We start from the raw sequence: 12,890 nt of genomic DNA, 5'->3' as shown, positions 1-12,890 counted from the left end.
TCTCCTTGTCCATAGGAGGATAAACGCGTTTCGTTGAATTTCTGCTACAATGGAGGTGGACTAACAGAAAGAAAGGAAGAATCTTTTGAAATTATCCACGTTACTTTTACTTATCCTCTCAGTCATGCACTTATTGACAATGGTCAACTTCCTGCTTCTTGACAGTGCATTGAATGATTTGGTGTTCTGGTTTAACTCGACATTTTTCATGGCTGCATTTGCATTGTATTTCTGGAAATTCAACAAAGACACAGAAAAAAACGATTAATGAAAAAAGGTCAAGGAAACGGGAATTGTCCCGTTCCTTGACCTTTTTAGATATGCATCACTCGGTATATTGGTGAAATGCATGCTCGGACGCTTTCTTCGTCCAGGTACGTCACGACGTGTGCACGTTCAAGCCCCTGCATTTCCATGAACGCTTTTTGCTTGGATGCTTTCTGATTAAACAAGACCATTACTTCCTGTGACCGCTCAGCGACTAGTTGCGCGAGATTGGCGCGGCCCGGATGATTAACCCCGAGCGCACCACGCGTCGTCAATCCATCGGCTGCGACGACGCTGACGTCAAAATCGAAGAGACGAATATAGGCGGCTGTCTCTTGCCCGGATAAAATGCCATCTCGGTCAATTACACCACCAGGGATGAAGACATCGACGTTCAAACGGCTTAGTTCTGCTGCATAGAAAATGCTGTTCGTCACGATGAGTACGTTCTTTTGCCCGAGTAATGGAAGTAGTCCTTTGGCTGGCGCGCGTCCGTCCAGAAACAGGCGGCTGCCATCCGGGATAGCCTGGATCAAAGCTTTGGCAACACGATCTTCTTGCTCCTCCACTTTCACTTCCGTTTTTGTTGTCGCCAATTGTCCTGGCAAAACAGCTCCACCGAATACCCGCTTTAATTGATCCTGTTTTTCCAATACGGACAGGTCGCGCCGGACAGTCGATTCCGATGTGGCGGTCTCCTTCATGATTTGGTGTATATCGATTGATCCTTTTTCATTCAATTTTTCAAGAATGAATCGGCGTCTTTCCTCCGTCAGCATTTCAGTCTCTCCTTTCGTCCATGCTCATCTCCTTTCATTTTAACGGACGACTCATTCAAAAACAACCACTTTCAATTCATCCAAAAACGTTCATATGATTTTTCGTGCAATGAGAAAAGCCGGCACGTATTTCATGCCAGCCCGTTCTTTATTGGCTTAAGTGATTGATTGGTTAATCCTCATCCACTTCATGCTTATCGGTGTCTTTCAGTTCATCTGTATGTTCGCTTTGTACACGCTCCCCTTCGAGATCAGGCAGCTGTTCCTCAGGTGTACCAGTGAAGGGATGTTTCTTACTCGTCTCGTGTTCATTCTTTGCCATTGTCTTGCACCTCCATTGAAATCGTTAACTATAAAATACCCGCTCTGGTGGATGGATAAGCAAAACCAGCTCTATTATCTTCTGGGGATGGCATTACAAATTCATTCAAAAACAATCACAACGACAATCAGTCATATTCGTTCGTTCTAAAAATCCGTCAAAGTCAATCAAAAAAGCATCCATCCTATTTAAAGGTGAATGCTTTTTGTTTCAAATTATTTCGTCACACTTGGCGCTCCGGATTTCACTATTACACTGGAATCCTTCGTATTCTCTTTCGGTGACTTGGCCCAGATCGTCGCGAGGATTGGTCCAGAGATATTGTGCCAGATGGCGCCCCATACCCCAGGCAGTGCCGCGAGCGGGCTGAAATGCGCAGTGGCCAGTGCAACAGCAAGTCCGGAGTTCTGCATTCCTACTTCGAGGGAAATCGCACGACGATCGTTTTCGTTCAGTTTCATCATCATGGCGACGAGATAGCCGAGCAGCAACCCGATGCTGTTATGCAAGAACACGGCGACGAAGATGATAACACCGGAAGAAATGACGTTTGCAGCGTTTGCAGCTGTTACAGAAGAAACGATGATCAAGATTGCCAGTACGGAAATGAGTGGAACGATTTCCACTGTCTTCTCGACAGCTTTTGGCAAGAAGCGCTGCAAGATGAAGCCGAGTGCAATCGGAATGATGATGACTTGGAAGATTGACGTGAACATCGTCATCGGATCGACCGGCAGCCACTGCCCTGCCAATAACAGAAGCAGGAGCGGTGTCATGATTGGTGCCATCAGCGTAGACAGGGAAGTCATTGCGACTGACAACGCGACGTTTCCTTTCGCCAAATAGACCATCACGTTTGAAGCAGTTCCCCCTGGCACGGAACCGAGAAGAACAAGCCCTGCCGCCAATTCAGCTGGCAAGTTCAGCAAGTATGCGAGTCCGAATGCGACAAGCGGCATGACCATGAATTGTGCAATGACGCCGAGGATGACCGGCTTCGGATTCGTTGCGACGATTTTAAAATCGACAGGCTTGAGCGTCAGCCCCATTCCGAACATGACGACCCCGAGCAGCAGCGTTACATATGCGCCAAGCGGTAAGAATGGTTCTGGAATCAAGAATGCAATCACCGCGAAGAGGATGACGAACACCGCAAAGTACTTTCCGGCAAATTGACTGATTGCTGAGATTTGCTTCATAAAATTGCTCCTTCCGATTTAGGGTTGAAGATTTTGTGCGGATTCAATAGATTGTCCGGGTCCAGTGCGCGTTTGATTTTTTCCATGACGACAAGTGCATCGCCGTGCTCGAGTGCCTGATACTTCTGTTTGCCTGTTCCGACGCCGTGTTCTCCAGTACAGGTGCCCCCCCGTTCGAGTGCGTAGCGGACGATGCGTTCGTTCATTTCCTGTGCTTTCGCAATCTCTTCCGGGTCATTCATGTCGATCATGAGTAACGCATGGAAGTTGCCGTCTCCGACGTGTCCCGTGATACCGCCGACGAGACCGAGTACATCGATGCTCTCACGTGCGTGCATGACCGCGTCTGCCAGTTCCGAAATCGGGACACAGACATCCGTGACCATCATTTTCTTGCCGGCGTAGCCGTGGATGAACGCATAGGCGAGGTTATGCCGCGCCTCCCACAACTGCTTGCGGCCTGCTGTACTCGTCTCGAATGCAATACCGGTGCATTCATAAGCAGCGACGATTTCCTCCGTAAAGGCGACGTCCTGTGCGAGTCCTGCTTCGTTGCCATGGAACTCAAGGAAAAGTGTCGGCTCGATCGCATAATCTGTCTCGCTGAATGCATTCACTTGGCGAACCGATGCTTCGTCGACCAATTCAACGCGTGCAACCGGAATGCCTGCCTGCAAAATCGAGACGACCGCTTCCACCGCGTGCTTGACGGTCGGGAATGTCGCGCGTCCTGCCGCTTCGTGTTCCGGAATACCATATACGCGGAGCGTCAATTCGGTGAAGCAGCCGAGTGTCCCTTCCGAGCCTGTGAAAATGCCGTTCAAATGAAGGCCGGAAGATGATTTTGCTGCATGGTTGCCGGTATGGATGATCGATCCATCCGCCATGACCACTTCCAAATCGCGCACTTGGTCGCGCATGACACCGTATTTCACCGTTGTCGTCCCACTTGCGTTCGTTGCGGCCATCCCGCCGAGCGTAGCGTCTGCACCAGGGTCTACCGAAAAGAACAACCCGTGCTTCTTCAGTTCTTTGTTCAACTGATTGCGCGTCACACCAGGTTGTACTTTCACGAGGAAGTCTTCCGGTATGATTTCAAGAATCCGGTTCATGCGTGAGAAGTCGATCGTGATCCCGCCGCTTTCTGGAATGACATGCCCTTCCAGGCTTGAGCCGAGACCGAACGGGATGATCGGAATTTGGTAGCGCCCTGCAATTTTCATAACACGTGCTACTTCCCCTGTCGTTTCCGGGAAGACGACCACGTCGGGGTTTTTCGGAAGGTGATAGGATTCATCGCGTCCGTGCAATTCGCGTACCGTCTCGTTCTCCGTCACTTGATCCGCTGATAGTTCTGCGACCAGTGCCGCTGTTGCTTCTGCTAAGATGTTTGCCATTTTATAACGCTCCTTTGGATCTCAAATAAATGATTGTCAGTGTAAAATTCGAATTGGTCCAACCAATAATTTATATTATACATAATTATCTGAACATTACAACCACCTGTTTTCGAATTGCCAATTTTTTTATTTCTTGCTATCGTTGAAGGAAGACAGACAAAGGACGTGCACCTATTGGCAGAGAAAAAGAAGACATACGAAATCGTGTTAGCAAAAATCGAGCAGTTTTTTCTTGAAGGGGAATTGGCAGTCGGAGATAAATTGCCACCGGAGCGGGAGCTGGCTAAGGAATTCGGTGTCAGCCGCACTTCCGTCCGCGACGCCCTGCAAGTATTGGAACTCGCCGGGAAAATCGAAACGCGCCAAGGTGGCGGCAGTTTCATCCGGACGACCGAAGTGGCATCATTGAAAAACGATCTCGGTTCTTCCATCGCCGAAACGGAAGAACAGCTCGTCATGGAAATGCTGGAACTGCGGATGGCACTTGAACTCGAATCCGCCCGTCTTGCAGCTGCAAGAAGAACCCCAGAACAAATGGCCACCATCCAAGCCGCTGTAGCGGAAATGGAAGCGGCAGTTGGTGACGTCGAGCGCGGCATCCAAGCAGACCTCTCCTTCCACCTGGCCATTTCCGAGGCTTCTGGCAACCGACTGCTCCAGTCGTTAATGCAGAAGCTATCCGACCGAATGGAAGACACGATCCGGGCAACGAGAACGCACCGCTTGCTCGATGACAGCCGCTTCCTCGGCACAGTGGACGAACACCGTCAAATTGGTGAAGCAATTCGGAAACAAAGCCCTGAGCTTGCACGTGAATTGATGGAAGGGCATTTGAAGCGTATCACGGAGGAAATTGAACAGCAATGAAGCATGAATAGAGTGAATGAAAAAACGCCACAAATCCATTTGCCCAGGATTTGTGGCGTTGCTGATTATTGATTCTTTTGCGCGACAATCAAATACACAGGCTCATCTTTAATGCGCGTCAATTCTTGCACTGTTTCTTTAATCGTGAAACCAGCTCTTCGGATCGCCTCTTCCATCTCATCAGAAGCAACTCTCGGCCCGGACGGTTTAGCCGTTTCCTCCAGATCGATGCACAAGAAGAGTCCGTCGTCTTTCAGCACTCTGTGAATTTCACTTAACACAACGGATAGCGGCTTCACCTCGTGCAAGGAAATCGATGCGACTGCTTTATCGAATCGGCCGTTCGCCAACGGGATGTCCTTGAAGTCGCCGACAACCGTCTCAATGTTTGTGATTCCTTGTTCCCCGGCCTTCTGTTCTAAATAACCCAGAACATCCGCATCAAAATCAAGTGCTGCCACTTTTTTCACGTAAGGTGCGATCGGCAGGCTCACATAGCCGGTACCCGCTCCAAGGTCCAACAGCTCGTCTTCTTCACGAAGCTGTAGGAAATCAAAGAACTCCTTTGCCGGAAGTCGTGTTAAGCCCTCTAAGTTTTTGATCTTTCTCTGCAGTTTTTCATTCATGATAAAATCTCCTCTGATTTGTAGTTCCCATTAAGACCATTAGAGACATTCGTTATCTATAATTAGTGTAAAAAATATTCACTCCCTATTTACGTAGAAGCTCACTTAAACTTCTCTTCGGTCAATCCGCTGTTGATAATGATTGCCGACATGCTGTCTTTTTCAGCAGCCGACAAGTTCATCTGTCCAGTTCCATTCATCGGATTATTCGTTGTTCTTCCCTGCTCGACGTGCTTCCGCTTCCTTGACAATATCAATGAGCAGCTTCGACTGGAGTTCTTTCTTCATATTTTCTTCAGCCTGCAGCATCGTTTCTTCAATCAAGCACCCTTCATGGTGAATCGAGCAATCAAACAAGTTCGCATTCCCTTCGATCGCTTTGATGACATCGAAAAATGACGCTTCGTGTTGAAGACGTGATATTTTATAGCCCCCCTTAACGCCAGGAGTCGACTCAATCAATCCGGCTTTGGCCAACTTCGTTAAAATCTTCGAAAGGTAACTTGGCGACAGCTTTTGTATTTCAGCCAGTTCCTGTACGCCGATCGTATTACCCGGAGGCAAATGCATTAAATACACCATTGTATGCAAAGCATAATTTGTTGCGTTCGAATATTTCATATTCATTCTCCTCTCATGAAATTCAAGAGATATTAAAGACTCTTGATGTCTTTAATTCAAAATATCATGATCGGAAATCAAAGTCAACTTGAACGATTGTATAAATAAATCCTTGGAAATAAAAGAGACTGCTCCGAGTAGCCGATAAAACAAGCCTTTGAGCAATCTCCCTTATGAGATTCATCTCGATCTGAATTCACCTTGAAGTCTTGTTCTTTTGTCTTCCTATAATCCACAAAATAATGAGCAATGCTGCAAAAGCTAGTCCTCCTTATATCAAGAATGTGAAAAGCATGTCTGTCAAATTAATTGTAGGTCCTTTTTCCAAAGTCATTCAGTCTCCTTACTAGGTTTCAACTGGCCATCCTCACTTACCTTCTGAGATACTCCGAAGTCGTTTCTACTCCCTTATTCTTCTAGTGCTAATTCTTTTTCCAAGGTTTTCTTCAGAGAAGACAGCTTTTCTTCTCCTGCCAGATCTTTTCCACTATACTCGTTCAACGCAATCTTAATCAGACCAATTTTCTCGGATGGATTGGAGCTGCCACCATTTATAACAAATTTACCGTTTAATAATTCAAAGTAACCTTGAAGTGGCCTCCCTTGTTTGATCTGTTGATCAAGTGAGGTGAGTTCTTCTAATCTCCCCTTATTCCATTCCAAGTCGTACTCACTAGAAACCTGCACTGCAAGTTCTGCAGTATTAATAGCTTCCCTGAGATTGATGAATAGCTGACTTTCTGCTAAATAACCATAGGAAGAAGAAAGTGTATCGTTTTTATCTGCTACAGCAATCTCCAGTTCATTCTTACGGTATTCGATCGCCTTTTCATAGTCACCGATTTCCATATATAAATTTGCAATCCGGTGGTTTACCAATTCAAGATTAGGCATGATTTCAGCAATCGCTAAAAATGATTCCAACGACTTTTGAGCTTCATTATCGCGGGTTTCTAACAGGCTGGCTTCATCCCATAATTCTGCAATACTCTTAAAATCAGAAACAAAGGATCCTTCATATTCTTCAATTGTTTTGCCAGTCACTCTTTGAAAGCTAGTTGGGAAGTTGGCGTTTTCCATCTCACTAAAGATTTTTGCAATGACATCCTCTCCTTCATTAATCATCAAGTAATTAATGAAAGTGCTGCTCTGTTTATAAGGCAGAGAATCTTTCTTAAGATGGTTTTCCCATTCGCCGACATCCGTGAGTTGTTTGAATTCGATATAATTTTCTTCATTCAAACGCAACAGAGGGGTACTGCCGTTCTTTTGAGATAAATGTGTTGCAATTCCCTCACTCCACCATTGAGGTATCTGTGTGAGAAGCATACCTCTATCTTTTCCGATACTGAAAAACAAGTGGTGGATATACTCATGGGCTAATGCAGTGAAATCCACAGGTATCGGGAGATGAATCATTTGATCATCCACTGTGTAGAGTCCGCTGTATTCGGTGCTATTTGCTTCTCTTTTCGGCATGGATGATTCATCAGGATAAAGTACCACTGAAACAGCGGCATCACTTCTTCCGCCGAGGCTTTTTTCAAATTGTTTTTTATTGCTTGGAATAAAATCAGCAATTTTATTGATTTCATCTATGTACTCTTTTCCATGAGGATAATAAAAAGCCATGTCCGCTCTATGTGTTGTTTCCAACTCTTCTAAGTTGGCCATGCTTTCTGGGCCTGTGAGGAATTGCTGATAATATGCCAATTTCTGCACTGCTGATAATTCATTTTCCGCCGTCAAAAAGTCATCAACTTTATATATTGTGAAGTTTGCGAAAATCAGTACCAATGTAAGAATCCATATCGCTAATAAAGTAATGCTTGTTGTTATCAAACTTAATGGACGTACCCTATCTGCTCTTCTTTTTTGTAAGTATCCAATAATCACTGAGATAAGAATCCCAATGAATAACAAACTAAGCACAAGCCAGGCGATAATCCCTTCTTTTGGCTCCAAAAATAAAAGCAAAGTCCCAAAAGCAAGTGCTCCCAAAATTGTAATTGTAAGACTGATTAATGAATGCTTAAAAGTACGCATTGAACACCTCTCGAAAAATTTTAAAAAGGATTCTGTTCTATAAAACTAAAGGATTCTACCAGTTCACCTTCTACTTCTTAAGTTTGCGCATAACCTCTCAACAATCGCTATTTAAGGGATAAAAAGATATCTTAATGATCCATCCCAAAAAATGATTTTTTCACTCCTATAATGCCTTTCGGTTTAAAACCGTCCATTATAGTCGCCAGGAACAATCGTGACCAATTGATATTCCTTTGATTTTTTGCTCTGATTATATTCGACTGTATAATTTTGTTTCTCCTCAATCAAAGCCCAAATACTGAAGTTGTCAATATAGATTTTCTTCTCATTTGAAAGCACTATCCAATGTTTTTCAGAATTCTTACCCTTTGTAGCTACCTCAACGTTTTCGGTAGTCGATCCCTCAGTATACCCTTCGGAGACTAATGAAGAGATGGTTATGCTCAAAGCTAGAGTAAGTAAGATTGCAATTGCATATTTGAAATTTCGCTTCACACTTCAGTCCTCTTCTCTCGGTACGAGTTGCAAACTCCTTGAATTTCGGGATTTTCCCGCTTCTTATTTATATCAATTGACCAGAAGCGACTTCAATTCTCATTATTCCCTGCAAAAATCTCCTCATTTTCCCACTCTGTGTTATCTAGTGGATAGACATACATATCCACTCCAATGGTCGTGCCAGTTAAATAGCAAAATTCAATGAGCTCTTCATCAAACTCTATCCAAGGCTGTTCGCCATTAAAGATACTCGGCACAATCATGAGGACAAACTTCACATCATACTGCTCTTTGATCTGTTTCAGTTGAGGGATTTTGTTCTTAAGGTTTTTGATTGTATCCTTGCACTGTGCCATAACATCTAACCTATAAATATCAGATTTCTCTGCACTCCATTGAGAGAAAAGATATTCAGATCCGTCTTTTCGTTGATCATCGCTGGCCCAGCTGCTGAAAGGCTGGATTTCCAATAAGCAAGTCATATCATCAGGATTGAACATCCCCTCCGCTTTAGCAATAAGTCGTTCATCATTTTCTCCATTACTTTGGATCGCAAAATAAGTATAGCTGTTCGTTTTCTCCATCATCCACCTCATGAATTAGTTTTAGTTGATCATGCGAGAGCAATAATCTTGTTACTATTAATTTACAGATTATTCTAAACCCGGTCAATGACTATTATTGGGCATCGGATTTTAAAAGACGCCCATTAAAGAAGTGAACGTCAAATTGTCAAACATATTTGACAACTGAGGGGTGCTTATATTATCCTTGAGGTGTAAAAGATTTTTTACACACTTCAATGATAGAGGATGTTGTCAGTGGAAAATCAAATTAAGGGGTTGCGTGAGAAGAAAAACATTTCCCAAGGGAAGCTTGCCGATCTGTGCAACGTAAGCAGGCAGACGATTAATGCGATCGAAAACAACAAGTATGATCCTAGTCTACAGTTAGCATTCGATATGGCGAAAAACCTTGGCGTCACAGTGGATACTTTATTCCTGAATGGAGGAGAAAAAAATGAACAGTAGAAAAGTCTTCGCAGCATTATTAGGCATAGGAAGTCTAGCCTTGCTCGGCAATCTGGCTTATCGTTTTTCCTTAGGACTGGAAGTGGGATTCGTGGAAATTTTATTCGCAATCTTTTTCTTACTTGTTTTCCTGTTTACGATCACTTGGGGTTCAAAGAAGAAGAAAGATGGCATTCTTCCTGCCGAGGAGTTGGGGAAACAAATCCAGAATACAAGTTATAATGCCAGTTACGCAGTCATTTTAGGCGTCATGTTTCTCGGACTGGTCATTGATCGAATTGCAACTGGCACGGTCAATGTGACTCTGTTGATTGTATTCGTCGCGGCTTTGGTAATTCCTGCTTTGATGACGTATGTTATTGCTCAGACGTATCAAATCACGCCAAATCTGTGGGGGAAACTGGCTAATCGCGTGATGGAATTAAACGCCAGTGTAAGTAAGAAGACAAAAAGCAGAGTGCAATGGATTTTCGCAATATTCGTGGGTATGTTTATCATAAGTCCATTATTCGATGGATCCCGAGGTTTTTCTGATTTGCTGACATATTTGTTTGGGGAGCCAGCCAGTGGAAATTTTAACCCATTTCCTTATTTGTTTACCGCAGTAATTATCGCTTTAGTTATCTATACGGCCCGTCGTATCGAAAAGGCAGCTACTGAAGGCAGCAGGAAATAAAAATGGATCGAGCCCAGTCATTAACTGAGCTCGATCCATTTTTATTAGTAATTGACAACTTCTTTAAACAAAAAGAGCTCCAAACGCTAACACCAGTAAAATAATAACCGTATTGAGTGTCGTAAGGATGAAGGCAATGATAGACCTCCCATTTCTCTTGACTCTATTGAATAAGAGCAACGCCGAATATACTAACGTGATGAAAGTTCCAATTAAAATAGCATATATTGTTATACCAGCCAGTTGTTCTTTTGTAGCTGTTGAAATCGGATCGAGAAAAATCATTAATACGGAGACTGTTATGCTTATTAACAAATAAACGATAGGATTGAAGTTTTTGATTGTATACCCTCCTCCTATATTTCTCCTGCCTCTCTATGTCATTGAACAATTGAAAATCCTACATGCTCAATTATTGATAAGTTCAGAGATTTTTACTTCATTTTTCTCATAGAACGTTTTGAAATCATCCTCGAAATCGGACACGGACTTCTCTCCGAAATCCTCATCAACCGTTAGTTCCATAAACTCCAGCAGAAGCTGCTGATAGCCCTGGAGGTTTTGATATTGAGCCTCAGTGAGTTCACCATCCCTTGCATCATCGCTCGCTGCTTTCACAGCTCCCGGCAAATAGAAGTCGAATTGGTCTCTTATTTCATATAAGAAATCGACATTATTAATATAGGGGATACCGGTCAATTGGTGAATATTCACCGGTTTTCTCGTAGTGACCGTCGCCGCTCCGTACGCAATGAACAAGTCGTCCGCTAGCTGTTCAGTATCTTGCGACTTTTCATATTCATCAATAAAAAGACGAAGTGAATATTCGATATTGGAGTGATGCAAAATATAGTCTCTGATTAATTCTTTCTTGACCTGCTGATTTTGCCATAACATTGCGGCAATCAAAATCAGTATGACCACAAACAAACCGCCGCTGACAATTTTCCATGCTCTCATCATTACCCACCTTCCTTTACAACGAGGCTATTGTTTAGAATGTGCATGCTCTTCCAACAAGCGATTATATTCAGCCCAAAACTCTTCATACATGGATCGATCTTCATCATCAATCCGTTTTTCTTTTGCAGCAGCAAAGAATTCTTTCGCTTGTTCGGCAAATTGGACAATCTGTCTCTTATAGTCATTTGCCTTCAGTATAACTTGCAGTTCTGGATAATAGAAGCTACCTGAAGTTGGATCGGTCGTCGTGGTTTTCACGAAGTCCGACAGCAAAACCTGGTCGCCCATATGCTGAACCGTCCAGTGGATCGATATCGGGCAGCCCATCATCAATACTGCGCCGCAGCCATGGAGGATCAGCCCTTCCTCATCTTCAGGGGCGCATCTATAATCATGATCGACAGTGCGCAACAAAGCCAGTGCAGACTCGCTGATTCCCCACTCTTCATCCATCCCGCTCCCGGTAATGACCGTTCCATCCACAGCCAAGTGGATTTCTCCGTGAGAAGACAGGTCCATCTCTTCATTTTCATCAATCCACTTCTGGTTTTCGATTGAAATCACGAAGTTATTCGATTGCTCCATTGCCATTTTCCTTTCATCGAAAGTTATGCTTCTCAAATTAATTTCGACATATAGTACTCATCGACATATTCGCCGTCAATGAGCAGCGAATCTCTTTTTACACCCTCGATTTCGAAACCGACTTTTTTATAGAGAGCCACAGCCGCTTCGTTTTTTGCGATTACCGTCAAATCCAGACGATGCAGGTTTACTTTCTTCGCCCACTCGAACAGATGAAGAAACAGCGCTTTTCCGATCCCTTTGCCGCGGCTATCGCTGTGAATGCCGATGACGATATAAGCGCGGTGTGAAACCCGCTTAGGCTTCTCATTCTGGACAAACATATAGCCAAGGATCTCCCTGTCCTCTTCAGCAATAAATACAGCGGACTTTTCATTCGCATTCACCGTATCAATGAATTTAGCGAATGCCGCAGGCGCAACTTTTCGTTCGCCGGGGTCGAAAAGCATATAGCCCGAGTCCTCTGCATTTTTTATCACGTTTACTAGCTGGTCAGCATCGCTGCTGATTCCTCCGCGGATTTCCACCATATAGATCACTCCTTCACTTCATTAATTTGAATCTATATAAGTTGAGATTAATAAATTGGTTTTCCGATATTCCATAAAACAACTCAGCGTCCAGTGCTTTTGCTCCTGCATCGCTTCGCTGCTTCGTCGCAGAAGAATGGGCTGAACTTCCTTCAGCCCATTCTTAGCTAACTCTGAATCACTGCGCTCTCCAGAGTGGATCTCTACTTTATCGGAACCGAACTGCTACTCAGTTCGGTTCCTGCTCCCTCAGGAGTCTCCGCTGTTTTACTCCATATCTTCTCATAGATGATAATGAGAGGTGATATCTGATGCCACCACACTCCATTAAGAAGAAAGAGCGGAAGGCGGCGAAGGGCAAAGATGTGCTCCTGCATCGCTTCGCTGCTTCGTCGCAAAGCATCAGCCGAACTTCCTTCGGCTAATACTTTCCTGCGGGAATAGAGTAGTGATGAGACCCCGCAGGGAGCGAAGCGA

At 44.2% G+C, this 12,890-nt stretch carries 16 protein-coding genes; 4 read left to right on the top strand and 12 right to left on the bottom strand.

Features of this window, described 5'->3' with window-relative positions:
- Positions 1 to 85 precede the first annotated feature (85 nt).
- Positions 86 to 268: a hypothetical protein gene (locus tag GIW82_RS02250; RefSeq protein WP_154748295.1), complete on the top strand. Its 183-nt coding sequence runs from the start codon at positions 86 to 88 to the stop codon at positions 266 to 268.
- Positions 269 to 314: 46 nt separating this feature from the next.
- On the opposite strand, the gene GIW82_RS02245 is transcribed toward GIW82_RS02250, so the two are convergent.
- From GIW82_RS02245 to GIW82_RS02230, 4 genes are all read right to left on the bottom strand, one after another.
- A complete protein-coding gene (locus GIW82_RS02245) occupies positions 315 to 1,046 on the bottom strand; it encodes a DeoR/GlpR family DNA-binding transcription regulator (RefSeq protein WP_154748294.1) in 732 nt (243 codons plus the stop codon).
- Between the two features lie 172 nt (positions 1,047 to 1,218).
- The gene (locus tag GIW82_RS02240) at positions 1,219 to 1,368 is read right to left on the bottom strand and encodes a hypothetical protein (protein WP_154748293.1); all 150 of its coding nucleotides are present in this window, start codon (positions 1,366 to 1,368) and stop codon (positions 1,219 to 1,221) included.
- A gap of 215 nt (positions 1,369 to 1,583) precedes the next feature.
- Positions 1,584 to 2,567: a bile acid:sodium symporter family protein gene (locus GIW82_RS02235; protein WP_154748292.1), complete on the bottom strand. Its 984-nt coding sequence runs from the start codon at positions 2,565 to 2,567 to the stop codon at positions 1,584 to 1,586.
- Positions 2,564 to 3,964, bottom strand: a complete 1,401-nt coding sequence (locus tag GIW82_RS02230) for an FAD-binding oxidoreductase (protein WP_154748291.1) — start codon at positions 3,962 to 3,964, stop codon at positions 2,564 to 2,566. Before GIW82_RS02230 ends, GIW82_RS02235 begins: the two co-directional genes overlap by 4 nt.
- Before the next feature lie 177 nt (positions 3,965 to 4,141).
- On the opposite strand from GIW82_RS02230, the gene GIW82_RS02225 reads away from it, so the two are divergent.
- A complete protein-coding gene (locus GIW82_RS02225; RefSeq protein ID WP_195913924.1) occupies positions 4,142 to 4,834 on the top strand; it encodes a FadR/GntR family transcriptional regulator in 693 nt (230 codons plus the stop codon).
- A 65-nt stretch (positions 4,835 to 4,899) separates the two neighbouring features.
- Here GIW82_RS02225 and GIW82_RS02220 read toward each other — a convergent pair whose 3' ends face one another.
- From GIW82_RS02220 to GIW82_RS02200, 5 genes are all read right to left on the bottom strand, one after another.
- Positions 4,900 to 5,460, bottom strand: a complete 561-nt coding sequence (locus GIW82_RS02220; protein WP_154748289.1) for a class I SAM-dependent methyltransferase — start codon at positions 5,458 to 5,460, stop codon at positions 4,900 to 4,902.
- 204 nt (positions 5,461 to 5,664) lie between these two features.
- Positions 5,665 to 6,081 (bottom strand): RrF2 family transcriptional regulator, encoded by a 417-nt coding sequence (locus GIW82_RS02215; RefSeq protein WP_154748288.1) that lies wholly within the window; start codon positions 6,079 to 6,081, stop codon positions 5,665 to 5,667.
- Between the two features lie 408 nt (positions 6,082 to 6,489).
- Positions 6,490 to 8,127 carry a tetratricopeptide repeat protein gene (locus GIW82_RS02210; RefSeq protein ID WP_154748287.1) on the bottom strand — a complete coding sequence of 546 codons (1,638 nt, stop codon included), beginning with the start codon at positions 8,125 to 8,127 and terminating at the stop codon, positions 6,490 to 6,492.
- Between the two features lie 183 nt (positions 8,128 to 8,310).
- On the bottom strand, positions 8,311 to 8,625 hold the full coding sequence (locus tag GIW82_RS02205; protein WP_154748286.1) for a hypothetical protein: 315 nt from the start codon (positions 8,623 to 8,625) through the stop codon (positions 8,311 to 8,313).
- 92 nt (positions 8,626 to 8,717) lie between these two features.
- Positions 8,718 to 9,212, bottom strand: coding sequence for a DUF4279 domain-containing protein (locus tag GIW82_RS02200; protein WP_195913923.1), 495 nt, complete (start codon positions 9,210 to 9,212; stop codon positions 8,718 to 8,720).
- A gap of 228 nt (positions 9,213 to 9,440) precedes the next feature.
- On the opposite strand from GIW82_RS02200, the gene GIW82_RS02195 reads away from it, so the two are divergent.
- Positions 9,441 to 9,659 carry a helix-turn-helix transcriptional regulator gene (locus GIW82_RS02195; protein ID WP_154748284.1) on the top strand — a complete coding sequence of 73 codons (219 nt, stop codon included), beginning with the start codon at positions 9,441 to 9,443 and terminating at the stop codon, positions 9,657 to 9,659.
- The gene (locus tag GIW82_RS02190) at positions 9,649 to 10,335 is read left to right on the top strand and encodes a hypothetical protein (protein WP_154748283.1); all 687 of its coding nucleotides are present in this window, start codon (positions 9,649 to 9,651) and stop codon (positions 10,333 to 10,335) included. The genes GIW82_RS02195 and GIW82_RS02190 overlap by 11 nt, the downstream gene beginning before the upstream one ends.
- Positions 10,336 to 10,743: 408 nt before the next feature.
- On the opposite strand, the gene GIW82_RS02185 is transcribed toward GIW82_RS02190, so the two are convergent.
- From GIW82_RS02185 to GIW82_RS02175, 3 genes are read right to left on the bottom strand one after another with little or no spacing between them, the layout of a single operon-like run.
- Positions 10,744 to 11,295, bottom strand: a complete 552-nt coding sequence (locus tag GIW82_RS02185) for a hypothetical protein (protein ID WP_195913922.1) — start codon at positions 11,293 to 11,295, stop codon at positions 10,744 to 10,746.
- 27 nt (positions 11,296 to 11,322) lie between these two features.
- Positions 11,323 to 11,883, bottom strand: coding sequence for a hypothetical protein (locus tag GIW82_RS02180; RefSeq protein WP_154748281.1), 561 nt, complete (start codon positions 11,881 to 11,883; stop codon positions 11,323 to 11,325).
- 32 nt (positions 11,884 to 11,915) lie between these two features.
- Positions 11,916 to 12,413, bottom strand: a complete 498-nt coding sequence (locus GIW82_RS02175) for a GNAT family N-acetyltransferase (protein WP_154748280.1) — start codon at positions 12,411 to 12,413, stop codon at positions 11,916 to 11,918.
- Between the last annotated feature and the right edge of the window lie 477 nt (positions 12,414 to 12,890).

The sequence above is a fragment of the Planomicrobium sp. YIM 101495 genome, from assembly GCF_009707665.1.
Lineage (GTDB): Bacteria > Bacillota > Bacilli > Bacillales_A > Planococcaceae > Planococcus.
The sequence above is the reverse complement of the archived record's forward strand: the minus strand, read 5'-3'. Positions and strand labels throughout refer to the sequence as shown.

What these genes read in the sequence shown, in the direction of transcription:
- GIW82_RS02245 (WP_154748294.1), bottom strand. Translation starts at nt 1,046, where the DNA reads ATGCTGACGGAGGAAAGACGCCGATTCATTCTTGAAAAATTGAATGAA.
- GIW82_RS02240 (WP_154748293.1), bottom strand. Translation starts at nt 1,368, where the DNA reads ATGGCAAAGAATGAACACGAGACGAGTAAGAAACATCCCTTCACTGGT.
- GIW82_RS02235 (WP_154748292.1), bottom strand. Translation starts at nt 2,567, where the DNA reads ATGAAGCAAATCTCAGCAATCAGTCAATTTGCCGGAAAGTACTTTGCG.
- GIW82_RS02230 (WP_154748291.1), bottom strand. Translation starts at nt 3,964, where the DNA reads ATGGCAAACATCTTAGCAGAAGCAACAGCGGCACTGGTCGCAGAACTA.
- GIW82_RS02220 (WP_154748289.1), bottom strand. Translation starts at nt 5,460, where the DNA reads ATGAATGAAAAACTGCAGAGAAAGATCAAAAACTTAGAGGGCTTAACA.
- GIW82_RS02215 (WP_154748288.1), bottom strand. Translation starts at nt 6,081, where the DNA reads ATGAAATATTCGAACGCAACAAATTATGCTTTGCATACAATGGTGTAT.
- GIW82_RS02210 (WP_154748287.1), bottom strand. Translation starts at nt 8,127, where the DNA reads ATGCGTACTTTTAAGCATTCATTAATCAGTCTTACAATTACAATTTTG.
- GIW82_RS02200 (WP_195913923.1), bottom strand. Translation starts at nt 9,212, where the DNA reads ATGGAGAAAACGAACAGCTATACTTATTTTGCGATCCAAAGTAATGGA.
- GIW82_RS02195 (WP_154748284.1), top strand. Translation starts at nt 9,441, where the DNA reads ATGTTGTCAGTGGAAAATCAAATTAAGGGGTTGCGTGAGAAGAAAAAC.
- GIW82_RS02190 (WP_154748283.1), top strand. Translation starts at nt 9,649, where the DNA reads ATGAACAGTAGAAAAGTCTTCGCAGCATTATTAGGCATAGGAAGTCTA.
- GIW82_RS02185 (WP_195913922.1), bottom strand. Translation starts at nt 11,295, where the DNA reads ATGAGAGCATGGAAAATTGTCAGCGGCGGTTTGTTTGTGGTCATACTG.
- GIW82_RS02180 (WP_154748281.1), bottom strand. Translation starts at nt 11,883, where the DNA reads ATGGAGCAATCGAATAACTTCGTGATTTCAATCGAAAACCAGAAGTGG.
- GIW82_RS02175 (WP_154748280.1), bottom strand. Translation starts at nt 12,413, where the DNA reads ATGGTGGAAATCCGCGGAGGAATCAGCAGCGATGCTGACCAGCTAGTA.